Origin of the sequence: Pseudarthrobacter sp. SL88 (assembly GCF_026672455.1) — a bacterium.
Taxonomy (GTDB): domain Bacteria; phylum Actinomycetota; class Actinomycetes; order Actinomycetales; family Micrococcaceae; genus Arthrobacter.
In genome coordinates this window covers 2,680,325-2,702,379 of sequence record NZ_JAPPRD010000001.1, presented here as the reverse complement: position 1 = coordinate 2,702,379, position 22,055 = coordinate 2,680,325, and the positions used below count along the sequence as shown (strand labels likewise).

Annotated in this window: 19 protein-coding genes; 8 read left to right on the top strand and 11 right to left on the bottom strand. The window is 67.0% G+C overall.

Features of this window, described 5'->3' with window-relative positions; genetic code table 11:
* Window positions 1-23: 23 nt before the first annotated feature.
* Window positions 24-818, bottom strand: coding sequence for a hypothetical protein (locus OVA06_RS12205; RefSeq protein ID WP_268158565.1), 795 nt, complete (start codon window positions 816-818; stop codon window positions 24-26).
* 59 nt (window positions 819-877) lie between these two features.
* Here OVA06_RS12205 and OVA06_RS12200 point away from each other — a divergent pair, with 59 nt between their 5' ends.
* Both OVA06_RS12200 and OVA06_RS12195 read left to right on the top strand, forming a co-directional pair.
* Entirely contained in the window at window positions 878-1,438 is a 561-nt protein-coding gene (locus OVA06_RS12200) for a prepilin peptidase (protein ID WP_268158563.1), read from the top strand.
* A 47-nt stretch (window positions 1,439-1,485) separates the two neighbouring features.
* Window positions 1,486-1,956 carry an NUDIX hydrolase gene (locus tag OVA06_RS12195; protein WP_261620604.1) on the top strand — a complete coding sequence of 157 codons (471 nt, stop codon included), beginning with the start codon at window positions 1,486-1,488 and terminating at the stop codon, window positions 1,954-1,956.
* A 130-nt stretch (window positions 1,957-2,086) separates the two neighbouring features.
* On the opposite strand, the gene OVA06_RS12190 is transcribed toward OVA06_RS12195, so the two are convergent.
* The 5 genes from OVA06_RS12190 to OVA06_RS12170 form a co-directional block, all read right to left on the bottom strand.
* Window positions 2,087-3,790: an MDR family MFS transporter gene (locus tag OVA06_RS12190; protein ID WP_268158560.1), complete on the bottom strand. Its 1,704-nt coding sequence runs from the start codon at window positions 3,788-3,790 to the stop codon at window positions 2,087-2,089.
* Window positions 3,787-4,458 carry a TetR/AcrR family transcriptional regulator gene (locus tag OVA06_RS12185; protein ID WP_268158558.1) on the bottom strand — a complete coding sequence of 224 codons (672 nt, stop codon included), beginning with the start codon at window positions 4,456-4,458 and terminating at the stop codon, window positions 3,787-3,789. The genes OVA06_RS12190 and OVA06_RS12185 overlap by 4 nt, the downstream gene beginning before the upstream one ends.
* A gap of 132 nt (window positions 4,459-4,590) precedes the next feature.
* Window positions 4,591-6,018, bottom strand: coding sequence for a class II fumarate hydratase (locus OVA06_RS12180; RefSeq protein ID WP_015936466.1), 1,428 nt, complete (start codon window positions 6,016-6,018; stop codon window positions 4,591-4,593).
* Between the two features lie 107 nt (window positions 6,019-6,125).
* Window positions 6,126-6,740 (bottom strand): carbonic anhydrase, encoded by a 615-nt coding sequence (locus tag OVA06_RS12175; protein ID WP_015936467.1) that lies wholly within the window; start codon window positions 6,738-6,740, stop codon window positions 6,126-6,128.
* 10 nt (window positions 6,741-6,750) lie between these two features.
* Entirely contained in the window at window positions 6,751-7,431 is a 681-nt protein-coding gene (locus tag OVA06_RS12170; protein ID WP_268160776.1) for a DUF4245 domain-containing protein, read from the bottom strand.
* A 226-nt stretch (window positions 7,432-7,657) separates the two neighbouring features.
* Here OVA06_RS12170 and glpX point away from each other — a divergent pair, with 226 nt between their 5' ends.
* Complete coding sequence (gene glpX, locus OVA06_RS12165; protein WP_171908945.1) at window positions 7,658-8,680, top strand: class II fructose-bisphosphatase; 1,023 nt, start codon at window positions 7,658-7,660, stop codon at window positions 8,678-8,680.
* Window positions 8,681-8,759: 79 nt separating this feature from the next.
* The gene (locus OVA06_RS12160) at window positions 8,760-9,803 is read left to right on the top strand and encodes a lipid II:glycine glycyltransferase FemX (protein ID WP_268158556.1); all 1,044 of its coding nucleotides are present in this window, start codon (window positions 8,760-8,762) and stop codon (window positions 9,801-9,803) included.
* Here OVA06_RS12160 and manA read toward each other — a convergent pair.
* From manA to OVA06_RS12140, 4 genes are read right to left on the bottom strand one after another with little or no spacing between them, the layout of a single operon-like run.
* A complete protein-coding gene (gene manA, locus OVA06_RS12155; RefSeq protein ID WP_268158554.1) occupies window positions 9,800-11,077 on the bottom strand; it encodes a mannose-6-phosphate isomerase, class I in 1,278 nt (425 codons plus the stop codon). The genes OVA06_RS12160 and manA overlap by 4 nt on opposite strands.
* Before the next feature lie 51 nt (window positions 11,078-11,128).
* Window positions 11,129-12,778 carry an LCP family protein gene (locus OVA06_RS12150; RefSeq protein ID WP_268158552.1) on the bottom strand — a complete coding sequence of 550 codons (1,650 nt, stop codon included), beginning with the start codon at window positions 12,776-12,778 and terminating at the stop codon, window positions 11,129-11,131.
* Between the two features lie 10 nt (window positions 12,779-12,788).
* Window positions 12,789-13,373 carry a 5-(carboxyamino)imidazole ribonucleotide mutase gene (purE, locus tag OVA06_RS12145; protein ID WP_056081908.1) on the bottom strand — a complete coding sequence of 195 codons (585 nt, stop codon included), beginning with the start codon at window positions 13,371-13,373 and terminating at the stop codon, window positions 12,789-12,791.
* A complete protein-coding gene (locus OVA06_RS12140) occupies window positions 13,370-14,566 on the bottom strand; it encodes a 5-(carboxyamino)imidazole ribonucleotide synthase (protein WP_268158549.1) in 1,197 nt (398 codons plus the stop codon). Before OVA06_RS12140 ends, purE begins: the two co-directional genes overlap by 4 nt.
* Before the next feature lie 175 nt (window positions 14,567-14,741).
* Here OVA06_RS12140 and OVA06_RS12135 point away from each other — a divergent pair, with 175 nt between their 5' ends.
* Window positions 14,742-15,299 carry a GtrA family protein gene (locus tag OVA06_RS12135; protein ID WP_056081900.1) on the top strand — a complete coding sequence of 186 codons (558 nt, stop codon included), beginning with the start codon at window positions 14,742-14,744 and terminating at the stop codon, window positions 15,297-15,299.
* 57 nt (window positions 15,300-15,356) lie between these two features.
* On the opposite strand, the gene OVA06_RS12130 is transcribed toward OVA06_RS12135, so the two are convergent.
* Entirely contained in the window at window positions 15,357-16,085 is a 729-nt protein-coding gene (locus OVA06_RS12130) for a TIGR03089 family protein (protein WP_268158547.1), read from the bottom strand.
* Between the two features lie 395 nt (window positions 16,086-16,480).
* On the opposite strand from OVA06_RS12130, the gene OVA06_RS12125 reads away from it, so the two are divergent.
* Genes OVA06_RS12125 through OVA06_RS12115 form a run of 3 tightly spaced genes read left to right on the top strand, consistent with a single transcriptional unit; the run spans window position 16,481 to window position 22,051 of the window.
* Window positions 16,481-17,014 (top strand): WhiB family transcriptional regulator, encoded by a 534-nt coding sequence (locus OVA06_RS12125; protein WP_015936477.1) that lies wholly within the window; start codon window positions 16,481-16,483, stop codon window positions 17,012-17,014.
* 29 nt (window positions 17,015-17,043) lie between these two features.
* Entirely contained in the window at window positions 17,044-20,382 is a 3,339-nt protein-coding gene (locus tag OVA06_RS12120) for a glycosyltransferase family 2 protein (RefSeq protein ID WP_442793544.1), read from the top strand.
* Window positions 20,375-22,051 (top strand): DUF5719 family protein, encoded by a 1,677-nt coding sequence (locus tag OVA06_RS12115; RefSeq protein WP_268158544.1) that lies wholly within the window; start codon window positions 20,375-20,377, stop codon window positions 22,049-22,051. The genes OVA06_RS12120 and OVA06_RS12115 overlap by 8 nt, the downstream gene beginning before the upstream one ends.
* The last annotated feature ends 4 nt before the right edge of the window (window positions 22,052-22,055 follow it).

The window sequence follows — 22,055 nt, the reverse complement described above, 5'->3', positions numbered from 1 at the left end:
GGCGTTCACCGTTGCCTGTCACGTCAGGCGGGCACATCCCAGCTGATGTGGCGTCGGACATCGGTGAGGTTCATCGACTCGGCGAGGAAGAGGTCGTCCAGCATGTATTCGTCAACGCCGAGGATCCGCAGCCAGTGTCCGTAGCCCCCGGTGTCGTGCTCCAGCGAACGGCTGGCCACACAGACGCCCGTGCCAAGGTCCACCCGTATCAGGGTGCGGCCCGCAAGGCACAGGGGAGCCGCCGGATCCCAGGGTTGGTATGCGGGGGTGGGAACCACCACGGCCTCCACGGCAGGCCTGCCCTCGTGGTCCAGGGTGCGCACGTCCTCCACCAGTACCGGATTGCTGCCCGGAAACTCCAGCGGCGCAGGGGCGCTGCCGGCAAGCTCCACCGGGTCCAGTGCAGCGGAGAACCGTCCGTTGCCGAACCCGGGCTCGCCGTACGCTGCCTCCGGACGCCGTTTCACCAGTCCGGCCGCGCCGTACACCGGTGAGACAAGGTGGGGCGGGAGGAGCCAGGACTTGCGGGTGGAACTGACGTAGAGGCCGTCACGGGAATCGTTGATTCCCGTGGTGCTGTGGAGGACCAGTCCTTCGGGGCTCTCCAGCCGCAGCGCACCGGGCCGGCGCAGCCACGCCCGGACCAGGGAAGCCCCCGGAGCCGGTGCTGCGTCGAATGGCTCATCCCAGTACTCAAAGCGAAGTGACTGCCACTTCCACGGAGAGGACCGGCACAGGCTGCGGAACATGGCGGGGGGATCTGAAGGGGAGGCGCCGCCGGCGGGGTCCGGGCGCCGCCGGGAATCCCAGGCTGACATATCCACAGTTTACGCGGACCCGGTGGGGCGGGCAGGGGAATTCCAGTAGCATCCGAAGGGTGATCGGACGACTCGGCGACCTGTGGCTGGACACCCCCCTCGCGTTCTGGCTGGTGCTGGCGGCATGCCTCTATTTTGCGGTGATGGCAGTCCGCCTCACGGTGATCGACGTCCGCCACCACCTGCTGCCCAACCGGATCGTTTTCCCCTCCTATGGGGTGGCCGGGGTGCTCCTGCTCGCTGCGGTGGCTACGGTCCTGGTGGCAGGGGCGGACTCTGCGGCCGTACCCGACGGCGGTGCCAGGCTTTTCGGCCTGCCCGGCGGCCGTATCCTCGCCGGGGGAGCGGTGCTGTGGCTGTTCTACTTCCTCCTCCGCCTGGTGTATCCGCCCGGCATGGGTTTCGGTGACGTGAAGCTGGCCGGTGTGCTGGGCATGTACCTGGGCTACCTTGGCTGGGGGCACGTGTTCGCCGGAACGTTCGCAGCCTTCCTCCTGGGCGGCGTGTGGAGCCTCGGACTGCTCGCCACCCGGCGCGGCAGCCTCAAATCCGCCATTCCGTTCGGCCCGTTCATGCTGGCCGGATCCGCCGCCGCGATGCTCCTGCTGCCTGCCGCCTGACGCCACCGAAGGGTCTGGCCACGCCGTGCGGCGGCTAGGCTGAAGCCATGGCAGCGCCCGAATTCATCCTTAAACTCCGTGAAAAAATCGGCCACGATCCCCTGTGGATTCCTGCAGTGCGGGGAGTGGTGGTCAATGACGACGGGCACATCCTGCTGGGGCAGCGATCTGACAACGGCCGGTGGGCCCTGATTTCCGGCCTGCTGGATCCGGGGGAGCACCCGGGCCCCGGGTTGGTGCGGGAGATCTTTGAAGAGACCGCGGTGGTGGCAGAGACCGAGCGCATGGTTTCTGTTGGTGTCTCCGGCCCGGTCACCTTCCCCAACGGGGACGTGTGCGACTTCCTGGACATCGTGTTCCGGTGCCGCCATGTGTCCGGTGAGCCCCGGGTCAACGATGACGAATCCCTTGCCGTGGGCTGGTTCCCCCTCGACGGCCTGCCGGATATCCGGCCGAGGGACCGGGAGAGCATCGAACGGGCGCTGGCGCCCCATGACGCCGTCCACTACGAGCCCTGAGCCGCGGGCCGCAAACCCCAGACAGGCCGCCGACAGGAACAGGGACGCCGCAACCCCCAAAGATTGCGGCGTCCCTGTTGTTCATCCGCGGCACCCGGACCAGGCGCGGCAGCGGTGCGTACGACGGCGGTCAGCGGCCCTGCGGGACCAGCTCGCCGTCGTCGTCCCGCGCCATGGCCGTGTCGCCAGCGTCCACGGCTTCCCCGGCGGGAGCATGCTGCCCTGCGGAAACGCCGGGCAGGCCGGCGGCCAGCCGCTCGGCTTCTTCGCCGCCGACGGCTTCGCCGCGGGCCACCATGCCGGCCGTATCGGACAGCGGGATCTGTTTGAGCGTGATGGCCAACAGCAGGGCAATGGCGATAAACGGCACCAGGTACCAGAACACCGGGGCCAGCGAATCAGCGTAGGCGTTGACGATGGCATCCCGCAGCTGTTCCGGAAGCTGGTTCATGGCCTGGGGGTCCAGGGTGCTGGTGGACTGCGATGCCTGCTCGGCCGATGCGCCCGCACCGGTGAAGGCGCTGGTCAGCGACTCGGACAGGCGGGTGGTGAACAGGGATCCGAAGATCGCCACGCCCATGGCGGCGCCCACCTCGCGGAAGTAGTTGTTGGTGCTGGTGGCGGTGCCGATCTGCTCGGCAGGGACGGAGTTCTGCACCACGAGGACCACTACCTGCATGATCAGGCCCAGGCCGGCGCCGAACACGAACAGCTGCACGCAGATCACCCAGATGGGTGTGCTCGCGGCCAGGGTGGTCATCCAGAGCATGGCGGCCATCGTGAGCGCAGCGCCCAGGATGGGGAACATCTTGTACTTGCCCGTCTTGGAAATCCGGATGCCCGAGTAGATGGAGGTACCCATCAGGCCGGCCATCATGGGGAGCATGAGCAGCCCGGACTCGGCGGCGGAGGTGCCGGAGGACATCTGCAGGAACGTGGGAACGAACGCGATGGCGGAGAACATGCCGAGGCCCAGGGTGAAGCCGATGGCGGTGGCGTTGATGAAGATGCGGTTGCGGAACAGGCTGAGCGGGATGATGGGGTCTTCCGCGCGGCGCTCCACGAAGACAAACGCGGCGGCGGATACCAGCAGGCCGGCGCCGAAGGCCCAGGTGAGGGGCGAATCCCAGCCCTCATCCTTCTTGCCGCCGAAGTCGGTGAAGAAGATCAGGCAGGTGGTGGCGACGGAGAGCAGTACAACGCCCAGGACATCGATCCGCTTCTCGGCCTTCTTGTTCGGCAGCGTCAGGGCGAACCAGGCGATGGCGAAGGCGGCCAGGCCAACGGGGATGTTGATGTAGAAGGCCCATTCCCAGGTGAGGTGGTCCACGAAGAAGCCGCCCAGCAGCGGACCGGCCACGGCGGACAGGCCGAAGATGGCGCCCAGCGGGCCCATGTACTTGCCGCGGTCCTTGGCCGGCACGATGTCGGCGATGATGGCCTGGGAGAGGATCATGAGTCCGCCGCCGCCCAGCCCCTGGATGGCGCGGAAGATGACGAAGCCCCAGAAGTCCGTGGCCAGGGCGCAGCCAAGGGAGGCCAGGGTGAACAGGGCGATGGCCACAAGGAACAGGTTGCGCCGGCCCAGAATGTCACCGAATTTTCCGTAGATGGGCATCACGATGGTGGTGGCCAGCAGGTAGGCGGTGGTGATCCAGGCCTGGTGTTCCACACCGCCGAGCTTGCCGACGATGGTGGGCATCGCAGTGGAGACGATGGTCTGGTCAAGGCTGGACAGCAGCATCCCGGCGATCAGGGCCGAGAAGATGATCCAGATGCGTTTTTGGGTCAGCAGCAGGGGCCCTGCCGGCGGTGTGGCGGTTGCGGTACTCATGCGTTTCCTTCTGCTGCGGCGGTGGCCGTGCTGTCGAATGGTTGGGAGAAGAGGAGGCTCGCTGCCGAAATGTTTTCCAGCAGCAGCTCCGGGTAGCTGCGGGTGTTGCCGTCGGAGAAGTAGGCCATGCTGCTTTTGCGGGCGATGGTGCCCAGCAGCACAACGGCCATCTGCACCACGGGGTGGTCCGGAGCCACTCCTTCACGCCGTGCGACGTCGCGGGCGAACTGCGCCTCGCGCTGTTCTGTCACCCCGATGATCCGCACGATGAGTTGGGGCTCCTTCTTGACCACGGCGATCAGTTGACGGGTTTCCTCTTCGGAGGCCGACATGCCTTCGGCCAGCCGCAGGGACAGTCTCACCAGGTCCTGGAACAGCGTGGGGGAGATGCTGCCCGCGGGAGAGCCCTCGGCGCCGGCGACGAATTCTTCGATGACGTCCGCCGGAACATCGTCCTCGGCGTGGCCGATGATGGCGTCTTCCTTGGTGGGGAAATAGTTGAAGAAGGTCCGGCGTGAAATGCCGGCCGCCTCGCAGACTTCCTCCACGGTGTAGCCATTGAGGCCCCTCGCCGAGGTCAGGGCCCTGGCGGCGGCGGTGATGGCGGTCCGGGTGGCGGCCCGTTTGCGTTCGCGCAGGCCCGGATCTGAATTTGCACCATCAATCACAGAGTAAAGTTTTGCACTAATTTGGCAATGGTGCAAATTTTTGCTGCGGTTGGGCGGGAAGGCCTTAAAGTACGACGGCGGCCGCCCGCCTTCGCTGGGAAGGTGGGCGGCCGCCGTCGGGCGTTAAGTTCTTTAGGCCTTGTGCGCCGGAGCCGTCATGGTAGTGACGTCCAATGCCTTGTCGAGGTCGGCCTCGGAGACCTTGCCTTCGCCTTCGCCGACGAAGCCGAGCTTCTCGGTGGCCTGGCGGATGGTCAGGCCCTCCTTGACCGCGATCTTGGCGATCTTGGCTGCGTTCTCGTAACCGATGTACTTGTTCAGCGGCGTGACGATCGAGGGGGAGGCCTCGGCCAGGAAGCGGGCACGCTCCACGTTGGCCGTGATGCCGTCAATCATCTTGTCCGCCATCACGCGGCTTGTGTTGGCCAGCAGGCGGATGGACTCGAGCAGGTTGGCGGCCATCACCGGGATGCCGACGTTTAGCTCGAAAGCGCCGTTGGTGCCGGACCAGGCGATGGCGGTGTCGTTGCCGATGACCTGGGCCGCCACCATGATGGATGCCTCGCAGATGACCGGGTTGACCTTGCCGGGCATGATGGAGGAGCCGGGCTGCAGGTCCGGGATGGCGATTTCGCCGAGGCCGGTGTTGGGGCCCGAACCCATCCAGCGGAGGTCGTTGTTGATCTTCATGAACGAGATCGCGATGTTGCGCAGCTGGCTGGACGCCTCGATCAGGCCGTCGCGGTTGGCTTGTGCTTCAAAGTGGTCGCGGGCCTCTGTCAGAGGCAGGCCGGTGTCCGTGGCGAGCAGCTCGATAACCCGTTCCGGGAAGCCGGCGGGGGTGTTGATGCCGGTGCCCACAGCGGTGCCGCCCAGCGGAACCTCTGCGACGCGGGGGAGTGCGGCGTTGATGCGTTCGATGCCGTAGCGGACCTGTGCGGCGTAGCCGCCGAACTCCTGGCCCAGGGTCACCGGGGTGGCGTCCATCAGGTGCGTGCGGCCGGACTTGACGACGTCCTTGAACTCAACGGCCTTTCGCTCCAGCGACTCGGCCAGGTAGCCGAGGGCGGGGATGAGGTCGTTGATCAGCGCCGACGTGGCGGCCACGTGCACGGACGTGGGGAACACGTCGTTGGAGGACTGTGAAGCGTTGACGTGGTCGTTGGGGTGGACCACCTTGTCACTGCCGGCGGCCTTCAGTGCGCGCGTGGCCAGCTCTGCCAGGACCTCGTTGGTGTTCATGTTCGAGGAGGTGCCGGAACCGGTCTGGAAGACGTCGATGGGGAAGTCGCCGTCGTACTTGCCGGCTGCCACCTCATCAGCAGCGTCGGCAATCGCCTTGGCGAGCTCGCCGTCGAGCACGCCCAGTTCTGCGTTGGCCTGGGCAGCTGCCTTCTTGACCTGTGCCAGCGCCTCGATGTGGGTGCGCTCCAGGGTCTTGCCGGAGATGGGGAAATTCTCTACTGCCCGCTGCGTCTGCGCGCGGTACAGTGCGTTCACGGGGACGCGGACTTCGCCCATCGTGTCATGTTCAATGCGGAACTCTTCAGTGGAAGTCATGGGGCTAGCTTATGGCTCCCGGCCGCCCCATCGAAAACCGTGAAGCGGGCCCCGGAGCGGCCTGCCCGGCCGTCCCGGGACCCGCCTCACGGGTCCGCCAATGGTTGCTAGAGCTCGCCGATTCCGGAAACAAGGTCGGCGCGGCCCTCGGCCAGCCGGTACGAAAGGCCGATGACCGCAGTGCGGCCTTCCTCGATTGCGTCGGAAATCACACGCGAGCTGTCCACAAGGCGCTGGGACGTCTGCTTGACGTGCTCCACCACCATGTCGTTGACCTCCGGCTGGCCGTTGCGCAGCGAGGTCAGGACAGACGGCGTGATGCGCTCCACGAGGTCGCGGATGAAGCCGGTGGGCATCTCGCCGGTCTCGACAGCCGACTTGGTGGCTGTGACCGCTCCGCAGCTGTCGTGGCCAAGGATCACGATCAGCGGCACCCCGAGCACACCGACGCTGTACTCGAGCGAGCCCAGCACGGCGTCGTCGATGACCTGGCCGGCGGTGCGCACCACGAAAACGTCGCCAAGGCCCACGTCGAAGATGATTTCCGCGGCGAGCCGGGAGTCGGAGCAGCCAAAGATGACAGCGAACGGGTGCTGGGTCTCCACCAGGGACGACCGGTGGTCGGCGTTTTGGTTCGGATGCGAGGACTCGCCGTTGACGAATCGTTCATTGCCTTCGCGCAGGCGGCGCCAGGCCAGTGCAGGAGTCAGATTAGTAGCCACGCTTACTACATTAAGGTGCGGCAGGCGCCGACGGTGAAACTGTGACGGCCGGGTTGCTGTCCATGGATTTAACGACGGCGTCGGCCAAGGTGCCGAACTCGTCCAGCTGCGCCGCGCCGGAGAGGATCACGGTGGTGCCGCGGTAATCCAGCACCATCGACTTCTCGCCCTTGCCGGTGTCCCGGAGCTCCCATTCCTGGCCGCCCGCGTTGCGGGTCCCGGTCACCGGGGCGTTCTTTGTCTGCTGCAGGAGCCAGGTGGGGTTGGCCTTGTTCGTCTGCACCAGGGCGATGAAGGACTCCTTGGGGGTCAGGAAGCCCACCTCCCACGTGGGAACGCCGCTGCCCGTCCCTGCCTCCCACCGCGCATAGTTGGGGCGGAACGCGTTACCGGTATCCGGCGCCGCGGGTGTGAATCCCGCCACATCGGCAGCCCGCTGGGAGATGCCTGCGACGTCGATGTCCGGGCGGTATCCGTCACTCTTGGGCAGCGGGTTCATGAGGATGACGGGAAGGAACGCGGCGATGCTCACCGCCAGGGCGATGACCATGCCGATGACCGAAGCGTTCGCCCGCTTGGCCGCTGCTGCCGGAATGACAGGCTTTACGGGGGCGCCTGCGTCCCCGGCGCCGGCCCCGCCGCTGCCTCCGGTTCCTGCCGGGTCAGGGGTGGGGCTGGTCTTCTCCTGCATCTCATTCACCCCTCCATAGTCGCCCATGCCGGCATGGGACTTCCATTCGGCGGCTGCCGGAGGGAGTCCTGCACACTGCGTGCACATTGCGGGTGTGCGTCATCCGCCGTCCGGCACGGCCTCCCGCGACTATGATCGAAAGCAGAGGAATCACCGTCCAGCTGCTCCGGCGGGACGGGTTCAATGATCGCCACTCGAAGAAGAGGTTAACGTGTCACCAGCGTCCATGACCCAGAAGTACTCCACGATCTCACCGTCCCTTGCTGTGGGCAACGATGAGCCGGACCGCAACCTTGCCCTCGAGCTCGTCCGCGTCACCGAGGCAGCAGCCATCGCCGGCGGACACTGGGTGGGCTTCGGCGACAAGAACACCGCCGACGGTGCAGCCGTCGACGCCATGCGCTCCTTCCTGCAGACCGTCCACTTCAACGGCGTAGTGGTCATCGGCGAAGGCGAAAAAGACGAAGCCCCCATGCTGTTCAACGGTGAACGTGTCGGCGACGGCACCGGCCCCGAGTGCGACGTTGCCGTTGACCCGATCGACGGGACCCGGCTGACCGCCCTGGGCATCAACAACGCCCTGGCCGTCCTCGCCGTGGCGGAACGCGGTTCCATGTTCGACCCCTCCGCCGTCTTCTACATGGAAAAGCTCGTCACCGGGCCGGAGGCTGCCGACATGGTGGACCTGCGCCTGCCGGTAAAGCAGAACCTGCACCTGATCGCCAAGGCCAAGGGCGTGAAGGTCAACCAGCTCAACGTGATGATCCTGGACCGCGACCGCCACCGCCCGCTGGTCGAGGAGATCCGCGAAGCCGGCGCCCGCACCAAGTTCATCATGGACGGCGACGTCGCCGGCGCCATCGCCGCAGCCCGTTCCGGCACCGGTGTTGACGCCCTGATGGGCATCGGCGGCACCCCTGAAGGCATCGTCGCTGCCTGCGCCATCAAGTCCCTCGGCGGCGTGATCCAGGGCCGCCTGTGGCCCACGAGCGACGAAGAGAAGCAGAAGGCGATCGACGCCGGCCACGACCTTGAGCGGGTCCTCTCCACCAACGACCTCGTCTCCAGCGACAACTGCTACTTTGCGGCAACCGGCATCACCGACGGCGACCTGCTGCGCGGCGTGCGTTACTCCAAGGACAAGGTCCTGACCCAGTCCATCGTGATGCGTTCCAAGTCCGGCACCATCCGCTTCGTGGACGGCGAGCACCAGGCCAGCAAGTGGGAAGGCTACGCCCGCAAGAGCTGACCGCAGTTCCCGGGAAGCCCCGGAGTGCCCAACGGCGCTCCGGGGCTTCGGCGTTCAAGGCTGGTATAGGGTTTAAGCCATGATTCCTGCTGTTGTGCCCTGTACTGACCGCGCCCTCTGGGACGAATCCGTCGACACGTTCAACGGGCATCCGCAGCAGTTGTGGGGCTGGGGAGAGACCAAGGCCATGCATGGCTGGTCGGTGGACCGGGTGCTGCTGAAGGACGGCGAGACCACTGTCGGAGCCGCCCAGCTGCTGGTCCGCCCGCTGCCGCTGCCTTTCCGGGCACTGGTCTACCTCCCCAGGGGCCCGATGTGCTCTGTTGAGGACACCCAGGCCGTCCTCAACAGCCTCGCTGACCATGCCGCCATCCGGCACCGCGGCGTGGCCCTGAGCATCGAACCCGACTGGGACAGGGACTCGGCTTACGCCGGGGCCGTGGCCGGGGCAGGCTTCCGGGAAACCACCAACACCGTGCTCATTCCCAGGACCCTGATCCTGGACCTCACCCGGACCGATGACGAGCTCATGGCCGAAATGTCCAAATCGACCCGGGCGAACATCCGGAAGGCGATGCGCAGCGAAGTCGAATTCCGCAAGATCAAGAACGAGTCCGAGCTCGAACAGGTCCTGGCCATCTACCACGAGACAGCCGAGCGCGCCGGGTTTGGCATCCACGAGGACCAGTACTACCGCGACATCTTCCGGAACCTCGGTGACGGCTCACCCGTCATTGGAGCGTTCGACGGCGAGCAGCTGCTGGCCTTCGTCTGGCTCGCCCGCAGCGGCACCACAGCGTTCGAACTCTACGGCGGCGTCTCGGCCGAAGGGCAGAAGCAGCGCGTGAACTACGGCGTCAAATGGGCCGCCCTGCAGTCGATGCGGGAGGACGGATGCTCCCGGTACGACTTCAACGGCCTGCTCAACGACGGCATCTCCGATTTCAAGAAGCAGTTCGCGAAGCACGAAAACATGCTGCTGGGAACGTGGGAAAAACCGCTCTCACCGTTCTACCCGGCCTACTCAAAAGCGATGCCGCTGGCCCGCCGCGGGCTCCAGACGGCCCGGCGGCTGGCAAAAGCCGCCGCCGGACGGGCACGGACGCTGCTGCGCCGGGGCTAAAGGCCGGTCGTCACAGCGAACGCCAGGGCCGCCTCGGCGCTGTCTGAGGCCAGGTGCACGTTCACCGGAGCCTCGGCAGCGGCGAGGAAGGCGCTGGCACCGCGGTCCAGGCGCAGGTCGCCCTTCGGTGAGTCCAGGTAGATTCCTCCGGCCACCACGATCACCACTGCTGCGCCGGACTGTGCCAGCGGCACCGGGCCGTCTCCGGGGGAGAGCTCAATCCGCTGGAGCTGGAACTCCGCGAAGGGCGGCCGGAAGAGTTCCTGGCCCAGCTCCGACCGTTCGGCGCCCAGCATGGGGACCGCCACCGGGCTGAAGTCGATGGTGCGCAGCAGTTCGGGAACATCAACGTACTTCGGCGTGAGGCCACCGCGCAGCACGTTGTCTGAGGACGCCATCACCTCCACCCCCAGGCCGTGCAGGTAGGCATGCACGTTGCCCGCGGGGAGGTATACGGCCTCGCCCGGCTGCAGCGAGAGGCGGTTCAGCAGCAGGGAAATCAGCACGCCCGGGTCGCCCGGGTACTTCTCGTTCAGGCTGATGACTGTGCCGAGTTCGGCCTCATAAGGCGCAAGGCTGCCGCCGATCAGTGCGGCAACCACCTGGGACGTGGCCGTGGCGACGGTCTCCCCGCCGGTGATGAGCCGTTCGAAGGCCCTGCGCAGGCCGGCGCCTTCATCACCACTGTGGGCTCCGTCGTCGAGATCCGAAAGCAGGGCCGCCACCAGGGCAGCGCCCTCACGCCCGGAATCCCCGGAGGACCCCGCTTCACGGGTAACCGCGTCCGCAACATGCTGCAGGACCTCACGGGTGGCCGCTAAGGACCGGAAGCCGCAGAGGGCCTCGAACGGCGTCAGCGCCAGGATCATTTCCGGTTTGTGGTTGTCGTCGCGGTAATTCCGGTGCGGGGCGTCCGGGGCCACGCCCTCAGCGTTTTCACGGGCGAACCCGTCCTGTGCCTGCTGCAGGCTGGGGTGGACCTGGAGGGACAGCGGCTGGGCAGCGGCAAGGATCTTCGCCAGGAACGGCAGGCGCGGCCCGAAACGTGCCACGGACTCCGCCCCCAGGAAATGCTCCGGGTCCGAGGTGATCAGCGCATCCAGCGGCGTTGTGCTCCGGTCCTCCGGGACATGGGCGGTGGACGGCGAGTCAGGATGGGCGCCGATCCAGAGTTCAGCTTCGGGGGCACCGGACTCCGGCCGGCCAAGGAGGGCTGCGATGGCTGTGGTGGATCCCCACGCGTAGTCCCGGAGGACGTTGTCAATCTCGTACAAAACCGTTCCGTTTCTTGGGTAGGGCTGTCAGGACGTTTCCGGGCACGCGCGCTAAAGCGGCGCGCACTGGCCGTTCGTTGCCACGAGCTGCCGGATGGCTTCCTCATTGCCTTCGCTCTTGAGCTGGTTCAGCATCTCCGCAGTGATCGGTTCGCCCTCGGGCGTGGTGGTCACCGGGGTGAAGTCCGCCGGCGCAGGGGTGGCCTGCTGCGCCGTGCTCCCGCCGGCCTGCAGCACTCCGGGGGAGCGGCTGCCGGATGCCTGGACGTGCCCGCCGCCTGCGGCTGGTACTGCCATGACGTCGTCGGCCGTTCCTGCCGACTGGGCACCGGATGCGGAGGCCAGCAACTGGTCCACCCGCTCGTGGATCTGGTCGAAGTCAGGCACGGTGGAGAACGACGCGTCAAAGTCCGGCGGGCCGAGGGTGAGGCGCTTGGCCTCCTTGCCCTTGGCTTTCATGGCGAGGTCCACGAAGCTGCCCAGCTGCGAGGAGGAGATGTTGGAGTCCACCACCTTGGTTCCGGCCTTGGCAATATCCTCGAACTTGGCGAGGAGGGTGGCCGGATCGAGCTGCTTGAGCATGGCCTGCTGCACGCACTGCTGGCGCTGGATCCGGGCGTAGTCGTCCACGTATTCGCGGGACCGTCCGTACCACAGTGCCTGGTCGCCATTCAGGGTCTGCTCGCCGGCCGGGATCCAGCCGAGCGGCATGCCGTGCGTCTTGGTGGCTTCGTCGAAGTATCCGCTCATGGGAACCCAGCCGCCTGCCTTGATCCTGATCCCGCCCATGGCGTCAATGAGCGTGGAGAAGCCTTCCATGTCCACCAGGACGTATGCCTGGATGGGCATCCCCAGCGTTCCAGACACCGCTTCCATGGTGGCCTGGGCGCCGGGGTCGGCCACTCCCGGGTAAAGGTCCGCGTACTGGTTGGTGACTTCGGTGTTGATGGCGTTGATCAGGCATTCGTCGCCGCAGTTGTAGCCGTCCGGGTAGACCGAACGCATGGGCGAGCCCTCACTGAATTGGGCGTTCTGGAAGTTGCGGGGAATGGAGATGATGGCCGTCTGCCCGGTCTTGGCATCGACGCTGAGCACCGACAGGCTGTCCGGCCGACGGCCGGTGCGGTCATCACCGGCGTCGCCGCCCATCATGAGGAAGTTGTAGCGTCCGTCCACGGGATCGATGGCCGGACCGGAGGAGAAGATGCTGCCAATGGCGTTGCGCCCCACGTTGAGCAGATAGGCCGCGTAGCCCAGGGATCCGCTGCTGATCACCAGTGCCAGGACAAGGGCGATGCCGACGCCCGGCCGCGCGCCGGGAACCAGCAGCACAGGCCGGATGAGGCGCAGGGTATTGATGAACAGGACAGCCCAGCCGACGGCGAGGGCCACCAGGACGAGGATGATCACCAGCGAGGCGAACTGGTTGGTGATGACGTTGATGAGCAGGGGCCGGTTGAAGAGCAGCAGCAGGAGTGCAAGGACGATTGCCGCCCAGGCGCAGAGCGTCACGCGCAGCGCCGTCCGCCCAAGTTTACGGTCGCCCGCCACGAGCTGTGCGCTGCCCGGAACGAACAGTGTCAGCAGGATCAGGACGAACGCGCGCTTGGTCCGCACCGGCGGCGACGCGCTCACCGGGTAGCGGACGGGGTCTATCAGGGACGTGTCAGACCCGGACTGGGGGACCTTGCTGCTGGACATTCCGGCGGTCCTAACGGTTGCCCCGCAGTGTTCCGCTGCCCCCGGCAAAGACCTCGCTGACCTTCTGCCGGAGGTTGGCACCCTTGCGGGACGCCACGGCGTTGAGGTCCGCGGCGAACTCGAGCAGGTCCGCGCGGAGGGACGCGGCGAGTTCGTCGGTCCCGGAAGCCAGCATGCGCACGGCCAGCAGGCCTGCGTTGCGGGCTCCGGCAATGGATACCGTGGCTACGGGCACGCCGGCGGGCATCTGGACGATGGACAGCAGGGAGTCCATGCCGTCCAGCGTCTTCAGCGGAACAGGCACCCCGATGACCGGCAGGGGAGTGACGCTGGCCAACATGCCGGGCAGGTGTGCCGCGCCGCCGGCGCCGGCGATGATGACGCGAAGCCCGCGCTCGTGGGCGGTCTGGCCATACCGGATCATCTCCGTGGGCATCCGGTGCGCTGACACCACATCGGCCTCGAACGGGATGCCGAACTCTGCCAGTGCTTCCGCCGCCGCTTCCATGACGGGCCAATCCGAATCGGAGCCCATAACCAGCCCCACCAGGGGGCTTGCCGCGGATCCGTTGGCCGGGGTGATGGGGGCGCTCATGCGTTCTCCTCGAATGTCATGGGCGGCTCTTCTGCCGGTGCCCGCCCGTCACGGATGATGCCAGCCACAATCCCGGCCCGGCGCCGCACTGACTCTACTTCCGTGGTGGAGGCGCCCACCAGATTGACGTGGCCGATCTTGCGTCCGGGCCGCACCGACTTGCCGTAGCAGTGCACCTTGGCCGCAGGTTCGCTGGCCAGGGCCTGCGGGAATGCCGCATACAGGTCCTGGTTGTCGCCGCCCAGGAAGTTCTTCATGACTGTTACCGGAGCCAGCGCGTCGGTAGCGCCCAGCGGAAGGTTCAGGACCGCACGCAGGTGCTGCTCAAACTGGCTGGTCACGGCGCCGTCCTGGGTCCAGTGCCCGGTGTTGTGCGGGCGCATCGCCAATTCATTGATCAGGAAGCCCGCCCCGGCCCCGGGAGTTTCAAAGAGTTCCACCGCCAGCACACCGGTCACACCAAGTTCTGCGGCGATCCGCAGCGCGGCGTCCTCGGCTGCTGCCGCAACCTCCACGGGGATGTCCTGGGCGGGGGCGATGACTTCGTCGCACACACCGTCCACCTGGATGGTGTGGACAACGGGCCAGGCGCGGGCCTCACCGTCCGGGGTCCGTGCCACCAGCGCTGAAAGCTCCCGGGTGAACTCCACCTTGGCCTCCGCCAAGAGCGGGCTCATTGCGGCGAACCAGTCGGCTGTTCCGGCCGCCTCGTCCGCCGACCCGACGATCCTGACGCCCTTGCCGTCGTAGCCGCCGCGCGGAGTCTTCAGGACCACGGGCCAGCCGGTGTCATCGCCGAAGCGCACCAGCGCATCAACGTCGTCAACGGAGGCCCACACCGGGTTGGGCAGTTCCAGCCGGTCAATGGCTGCCCGCATCACCAGTTTGTCCTGGGCGTGGATGAGGGCGTCGGGGCCTGGCTGGATGTTGACCCCGGCCTCCTGGAGTGCCCGGAGGTGGGCAGCCGGGACGTGCTCATGGTCGAACGTCATGACGTCGAGGTCCTTGGCAAAGTCCAGGAGCGTCTGCAGGTCCTTGTAGTCCCCCACCGGGGATGTGGACACCGCGGAGACGGCAGAGACGTCCTCACCTTCCGCCAGGACTCGGAGTTCGAAGCCGAGGGCAGTCGCGGCTGGGGCCATCATTCGGGCAAGCTGGCCGCCGCCAACAACACCTATTACTGGAAAAGTCACATCTGCCAGCCTACCGAAAACCGCCCGATAACCCGGCTTCCGGCTGTGGCGGGAAGCGATATTCGAGGTAACGCGGCCCCTCCAGCGGGGATTATTGGGAGGCTGCTCCAAGGTTCGAGGCGCTAAAATGGATCTCTGGCCAAAAGGCCCACACGTTATACGGCCTTGGAGGGTCATGATTTCCGCACTTGCAGACCGCATCCGGGGCCTGGCGTCGCTGTTTTGGCGCGAGGTTGCCAAATTTGGGGCGGTGGGCGGTGTGGCCTTCGTCATTGACAACGGCCTGACGTACTACCTGATGCACGGTCCCATGACGGACAGCGAAGCAAAGGCGCGGTTCGTTGGCGCCACGGTGGCCACCGTCTTCTCGTGGATCGCCAACCGTTTCTGGACCTTCCGCCACCGCCGCCAGGACAATGTCCTGCGCGAGTTCGTCATGTTCGTCCTCATCAACGGCATTGGCATCGGCATCTCCACCGGATTCACGGCGCTGGCCAAGTACGGGCTCGGCGTCACTGATAAGAACCTGCTGTTCCTGGCCGGTGTGGTCGGCATCCTGGTGGCCACCGTGGTGCGCTTCTTCGCCTACCGCTTCCTCGTGTTCAACAAGGAACTGGACGAAGAGCCGGAGTTCTCGCATGACCACGAGCTCATCGAAGTGCACCACCACGGTGCGCCGGTGGCGGCAGACAACGAGCGCCAGCCGTCCGCGGACGGTCCGGCGAAGTCCTAGGGGGACGTTACCGCCCCCTTCCGGAATGGCAGGGGTACCGGGCGGTGCCTGACGGTGCTAGTTGCCGTGGATGCGTTCGGCGGCCAGCAGCCTGTCGGTCAGCTGGACGTCCGGGTGGGTGATCACCACGGACCCGTCCTGCTTCCATGCCCCGAGGGCATTGGCAAGTGCCGCCTCCAGGCCATCCCCGGCCGGAATGTGCAGCCGAACGCCGTCGTCATGGCTGACGGCGAATCCCTCCAGCAGGTCCTGCTGGAGGTGCTCACGGCCATCCGATCCTGAGATGGCCCGCGCCAGGGGATCGGGATCGGCATGCGCCAGGAAAACATCTCCATGCAGGCGCACTTCGGCCGCGTAGTCGAGGCAGCCGCCGGCGAGCTCACCCGGCCATCGCATCGCCAGGGCAGGAAGCGCGACGGCGATCACGGCGTCGTAGGTTCCGTCTGCCGGTTCCTGCCCGGGTGTCCCGCCGTTCAGCCGGTCGGGGTCGGCAGTGACGAGGAAGTTGGCGCCCCCACCATCCAGGACGGTCTCGAGGCCCAGCTGCCAGGCGGCAAGTGCCCACACCATTGTTTTCCAGTGCGCGGGAAGGGCCAGCCTGATCTTCATGCCGGGCCCGGCATCGAGCTCATCCTGCAGCAGGTTGCTGGTCTTTGCTACCCAGTTGTCCAGGACCCGGCCGGAAAGTTCCACCCGCTCGCCCTCCGGCCCGTACCACGTCAGCCGCGGTGCGGTGGAGTTGCCTGAGCGGAGGCTGTTCATCAGCTGGATTGCCGGAGTAGTCATGCCTCCATCCTGCCACTGGCACCCGTGCCGGTCATCCGGCCCGGGTGTGGCGGCAGCAGAGGCGATCGGCGCCGCATGAGATCTTTATCACATGAAGTAGTAAGCGGGCTTGCTATTTACCGCGAAGGGCGTTACTTTCGCGCGGGGACAGCGTTTCCGGTCCGTTTTCCGTCCTTTTGGCCGGCGGGAGAGGGGGAAGCGGCTCCAGTGGGTAAAAATTCCCGGGCGTGGCGTGCACGTGGTTCGCCGAGGTCACTGATTATTATCCCGGCTGCGGCTTGACTCGCCTTAGTTACACACGTGTAATTAGATGTCTAGAGGCAACTGCGTAAATACCGGCACACAACCGAGTGTCCACGTATCCAGGCAGTGGCTGCAACACCAGGAGGGTCGCCGTGGGGCAAGCAGAGCGTATCCAGGAAGATGCCGTCGTGGCCGGACAGGCTACGGCAAGGTACCGTGCCCGGGGGGTGCCCAGCGATTGGTACGTGGATCCCGCCGATCCTGCCGCCGCGGACCGCTACAACAGCAACACCGGCACTGCTCTTGAAGACCAGGCCACCGCATTCCTGGCAGCCCACGAAGCCCTTCTCGATGGCGGCGCGGAACCCGAAGACGAACTTGACCCGCCCATGGAACTGGCAGCTCCGGGAACGGTGCAGCCGGTGTGGATCGGCCTGCCGCTCCAGCAGGACTTCGACGACGAAGGGGAACTGGGCTGGCAGACCGACGCCCTGTGCGCCCAAACCGATCCTGAAGCTTTCTTTCCGGAAAAGGGCGGTTCCACCCGTGATGCCAAGAAGGTCTGCGGTGCGTGCAATGTCCGCTCACAGTGCCTGGAGTACGCGTTGGCCAATGACGAACGGTTCGGCATCTGGGGAGGCCTTTCCGAGCGTGAGCGCCGACGACTGAGGAAGCGAGCGGTCTGATTCACCAGGATGTCCATGTCACTGCCGTTGTGGTTGCCCACAACGGCAGTGCCTATCTCCCCAGAACGCTTGCAGGCTTAGCGGACCAGACCCGACCGGTCGACTATGCACTAGGCGTCGATACAGGGTCCGGCGACGACTCCCGGACCCTGCTCGAAAACACATTGGGCCGAGCCCATGTCGTCTCCCATGATCACGGGAAGGGCGGCATGGGCGCCGCTGTGTCCGCAGCCCTTTCGGAACTGGCCCCGGGCGGGGCAGCCAGGCCTGACGGCAAGCCGGAGTGGATCTGGCTGCTCCACGACGACGCCGCCCCGGCCCCGGAGGCCCTGGCCGAATTGCTCGGCGCCGTGGAACGTGCGCCCTCGGTGACCGTTGCCGGCTGCAAGCAATTGGACTGGCACGAGGAACGGAAGCTCATCGACGTCGGGCTGTCCACCAGCAGGTGGGCGGAACGGCTGACGCTCATCGACGCCGACGAGCTCGACCAGGGACAGTACGACGGCCGCAGCGACACTTTCGCCGTCAACTCGGCGGGAATGCTTGTGCGGCGGGACGTGTGGGATCAGCTGGGCGGATTCGACCCCGGGCTTCCGGGCACCGGAGACGACGTCGACTTTTGCTGGCGCAACCGGCTGGCAGGGCACCGTGTTGTCGTAGTGCCGGCGGCCCGAATGTTCCATGTGGCGCACAGGCCGCATGGCTTGGGAAACCCGGCAGCAGCCAGGAAGGCCCAGGTGCACCTGCGGCTGAAACACTCGCCGCTGTGGATGGTTCCGGTGCATGCCCTAGGTGCCCTGCTCGGAAGCCTCTTCAGGCTGGTCCTGAGCGTCGTGGTGAAGGACCCGGCCCATGGAATCACGCAACTCGCTGCCACGTTCGCCGCCCTGGCACGGCCACGTGCCCTTGCCCGCGCCAGGAAGTCGGCCCGGCAGACCCGGCGCATCCGCCGGTCCGTGATCCGCAAGCTCCAGACCCCGCGACGGGAAGTCTGGAGCCACCGGCGTTCCCTCATGGAAGCCATTGGCGCGGATGACAACCCCGCGGACGAGCTTGAACAGGACCCCCTGGCGCACCAGCCCACCGGTGACTCCGCAGACGATTTCGCCGCGCTGGCGACCCGGAAACGCGGCTGGGTGGGCAACGGCGCCCTGGCCGCCTTCATCATCGCTTCCCTTGCCTCGCTGTTGGGCCTGGCGGGCCTTCTCCGTGCGGAGGCTGTGGCCGGCGGTGGCCTCATCCCCATCTCCACTGGCCTGGGGGACATCTGGCAGAACGCCTCCGGCTGGTGGATCAATCTTGGGGCGGGACTTCCCGGCCACGGAGACCCCTTCGATTACGTGCTGTGGGTCCTGGGGGTACTGGGCGGCGGCAACGCGAACGCGGCCATGGCCTGGCTTATCATCCTTGGCACGCCACTGTCCGGACTGACGGCGTGGTTCGCCGCAGGCGGGCTGACCACCCGGCGGAGACTTCGCCTGGCCGCCGCACTGTTCTGGTCGGCTGCGCCAGCACTGCAGGTTGCCCTGAACCAAGGGCGGGCCGGAGCCCTGGTGGCGCACCTGATGGTTCCATTGGTTGTCCTGGCCCTGCTGCGGGCTACGGGTTCCGCTGTGGGCCACGGCCGGCACGCGTTACAGCAATCGGGTCAGCGCGCAGCCGAGAAACCGGCCGTCCGGCCGGGAATCAACGGAACGCCTTCCTGGACTGCCGCGGCCGCGGCGGGCCTCGCCCTGGCCGTCGCAGTTGCTGCCGCACCCTCCCTCCTGGTCCCGGCAGCCCTGGTCATCATTATCTGTGGCCTTCGGATGGGCCGGCGCGGCCGGACCGTGTGGTGGGCCCTCCTGCCGAGCGCTGCGTTGTTCATTCCGTTCGGCATTTCGGTGCTCGACAGGCCGCGTGCCCTGCTTGCCGACCCCGGCATGCCCCTGCCCTTCGAGGCTGCCCCGCTCTGGCAGCAGCTCCTGGGCCAGCCGCTGGCGTTCGACCCCGTAAAGGGGCTGGTGGGGCTGCCGCTCTTCGAAGACGGCGCGCTGCCGTGGGCCCTGGTGCTGGCGGTCCTCCTGGCAGCACCGGTACTGATCCTTGCCGTCTCGGCGCTTTTCGCCCCGGGACGCGGGTCCGGGACGGTGCGGACGCTGTGGGCAGCGGCCACTGTGGCGCTGGCCTGCGGATGGCTGGCCACCCAGGTGGCCACCGGTGCCACTGCGGACAGTCTCGTTACCCCGTTCACCGGACCGGCCGTTTCCGCCGCTGCGTTTGCCCTTCTGGGTGCCGGACTGCTCGGAGCGGAACGGCTCCTGAACGCGGCTGGCCGGGCAGCCGCCAAAGAGCCGCGCCGTGCCACGGTGGCCAATGCGGCGGTAGCAGTGGGCATGGCGGTCCTTCTTGTGGGCCCGCTGGCCAGCATGGCCGCATGGTCTGCCCATAACCTGCTGCGGACCGCCCCAGCGACTGCGGCGCCCGCCGTTCCCGAAGAGTCCGGGACACCCGGGCTCGGTACCGCCAGGCTCATAGAGGCTGCCGGCACCCGCACCCTTCCAGCCACCGCAATCGACCGCGGAACCGGTGCTGAGCAGACACGGACACTGCTGATCGGTACCCGCGAGGACGGCACCTACGACGCTTCCCTGATGCGTGGTGCGGGAACCACCCTGGACAGCCTGTCCGCTATTGCCTCGGCCCGGAGCATCACTGGTGCTGCGGGAGCCGAGACTGTGCGCGGCGACGACGACGTCACAGCGTCCGTCCGCAGGGTAGTGGCCACACTGGTTGCCGGGCAGGGCGTTGACCCGCGCGAAGACCTTGAGAAGCTCGGCGCCGGATTCGTGGTCCTGCGCTCGGCAGATACCGCGGCTCAACTGACCGCAAGCCGGATGGACGCCGTCCCGGGGCTTGTGGCTGTGGGACAGACCGACGTCGGCTGGCTCTGGCGCATTACGTCCCGGAACCAGTCCGCCACACAGGCAGCGGAAGTTGCCCACCGCGTCAGGATTACGGACAGCAACGGCACCACGCTGGCCATGGTGCCATCGGGCCTGAACGATGTCGACGCATCCGTTGCCGGTGGCCCGGAAGGCCGCCTGGTTGTCCTGGCCGAACGCGCCGATCCTGGCTGGACCGCCTGGCTCGATGGCCGGAAGCTCACATCCACCACGTCAGGATGGGCGCAGGCGTTCACGCTGCCGGCGTCCGGCGGACAACTGACAGTACGCTACGAGAACCCCTGGTCCTGGTGGGTAGGAGCAGCCCAGTTCACCATCATCGGCCTGACGGTCATGCTCGCCGTCCCCATGCCGGTCAACAGGCCCAGGACCGGTCTGTCACGCGACGAAGGCGCCCTGCGTAAGGAAAAGCAGAATGCATGAGCACCCCACCCGTCCCGCCGCAGCCGATGCCGCATCCGGGCAGGACCGGAACGGACTTCAAGGCCGGAAGGACTCCGGCGCGGCTGACGTCCCCGCCGGAGGGAAGCGGCGGACGACGGCCCTTGCAGGGGCCGCCACAGCCATCCTTGTCCTGGCCTGCACCGGAGGTGTCGTTGCCGCAGGCTCGCTGCTGCCCAACGCCGCCTCCAGCCGAAGCGTCCAGCCTGCTGCTGCCTCTGTTCCCGCCGGAACCAGCGTGGGTGTGTGCCCGGGCCCGGCGCGCCTGCTGGAGGGTACCGAAGCAGGTACCGATCCGCAGTTCAGCCCGGAGTCGGACACCGCCGCCACCATCGTGACCGGCGCGGTATTGGGGACTGCGGGTGTAGTACCCGGAAGCCGGCTGTCGCGGCTGGAAGGGGCTACCGCCGTCGAGATCGCCAAGGCTCCGGGCGCACCGGCATCCGAAGGTCCGCGGCAGGAACTGCTGGCCGGTACGGTGTCAGGCCGTGGGGTGGACTCGGTCACTGTCCTCAGCGCCGACGCCGTGGCAAACCAGAAGGCCTCCGCGGCGGGGGCCATGATCTTCAGGGCAACCGACGGTGACCTGCAGGGTTCGGCCGCGGCCAACTGCCTGCAGCCCTCCAACGACCAATGGCTTGCCGGAGCCAGTACCACCGTGGGCCGGACATCGGTGTTGGTCCTAAGCAATGCATCCAGCAGCCCGGCCACCGTCAGCCTCGAGCTGTTCGGCGGGAAGGGGCAGATCCAGGCGCCGGGAAGCCGCGGCCTGCTGGTGGCGCCGGGAACCACGCGTTCAGTGGTGCTGGCCGGGCTGGCGCCGGGCGAGGAACAGCTGAGTGTCCGTGTCCGCAGCACTGGCGGTCCCATTGCGGCGGCCATCCAGCAGAGTGTCCTGCGCGGCCTGACACCCGGGGGAGTGGACTTCATTACGCCGGGCACTGCGCCCGCTGTCCGCCAGGTGATGACCGGCGTTGACATCCAGGACGCTGCCGGCATCGCTGCGCTGACCTCTAAGCCAGGATACGCAGACGCCGCGCCCGCGCTGGAGATCACCGTCCCGGGGCCGTCCGACGCCGTGGTCGAGGTCAAGCTCTATGGACGGGACGGCCAAAAGGCACTCCCGTCCGGCGGCGTGATCACAGCCAAAGCCAATTCCATCACCGAAGTATCCCTGGCAGGGGTGCCGGCCGGGAACTACACGGTAGCGGCGTCGTCCGACGTTTCGTTTGTGGCGGCAACGCGCATCACCCGCGGGCTGCAGGCGAACCAACCCTCGGACCTCGCCTGGGCGGCATCCGGAATCCGGCTGGGCAGCCAGCACGTGGTGGCCGTGCCCAAGGGCGGAACCCGCCAGCTGGTATTTGGCGCCCTCGATGCCAGGGCCACCATCACCTACGCCGCGATCACCGCCGACGGCAAGGTAAAGGCACCGGCCACCGCCGATATCGCCGGCGGAACGACGGCCTCCATCACCGTCCCCAATGAGGCAGACGGTGCCGGGGTTGTGGGCTACGTGGTGTCAGCATCCGGCGATGCCGCCTACGGTGCGGTCCTGGTGGGACAGGATGGCCGGAGCGACGTCTCGTCGCTGCCGTTCCAGCCTGCAGCCGCCGGGCAGGAAACGGTCCCTGTAGCCCTGGGCTACTGACCCG

Excerpts from the sequence above, each read along its gene's own strand:
- OVA06_RS12180 (WP_015936466.1), bottom strand. The coding sequence starts at position 6,018 with ATGACTTCCACTGAAGAGTTCCGCATTGAACATGACACGATGGGCGAA.
- OVA06_RS12115 (WP_268158544.1), top strand. The coding sequence starts at position 20,375 with ATGCATGAGCACCCCACCCGTCCCGCCGCAGCCGATGCCGCATCCGGG.
- purE (WP_056081908.1), bottom strand. The coding sequence starts at position 13,373 with ATGAGCGCCCCCATCACCCCGGCCAACGGATCCGCGGCAAGCCCCCTG.
- OVA06_RS12205 (WP_268158565.1), bottom strand. The coding sequence starts at position 818 with ATGTCAGCCTGGGATTCCCGGCGGCGCCCGGACCCCGCCGGCGGCGCC.
- OVA06_RS12130 (WP_268158547.1), bottom strand. The coding sequence starts at position 16,085 with ATGACTACTCCGGCAATCCAGCTGATGAACAGCCTCCGCTCAGGCAAC.
- OVA06_RS12150 (WP_268158552.1), bottom strand. The coding sequence starts at position 12,778 with ATGTCCAGCAGCAAGGTCCCCCAGTCCGGGTCTGACACGTCCCTGATA.
- OVA06_RS12135 (WP_056081900.1), top strand. The coding sequence starts at position 14,742 with ATGATTTCCGCACTTGCAGACCGCATCCGGGGCCTGGCGTCGCTGTTT.
- OVA06_RS12170 (WP_268160776.1), bottom strand. The coding sequence starts at position 7,431 with ATGCAGGAGAAGACCAGCCCCACCCCTGACCCGGCAGGAACCGGAGGC.
- glpX (WP_171908945.1), top strand. The coding sequence starts at position 7,658 with ATGACCCAGAAGTACTCCACGATCTCACCGTCCCTTGCTGTGGGCAAC.
- OVA06_RS12160 (WP_268158556.1), top strand. The coding sequence starts at position 8,760 with ATGATTCCTGCTGTTGTGCCCTGTACTGACCGCGCCCTCTGGGACGAA.
- OVA06_RS12195 (WP_261620604.1), top strand. The coding sequence starts at position 1,486 with ATGGCAGCGCCCGAATTCATCCTTAAACTCCGTGAAAAAATCGGCCAC.
- OVA06_RS12190 (WP_268158560.1), bottom strand. The coding sequence starts at position 3,790 with ATGAGTACCGCAACCGCCACACCGCCGGCAGGGCCCCTGCTGCTGACC.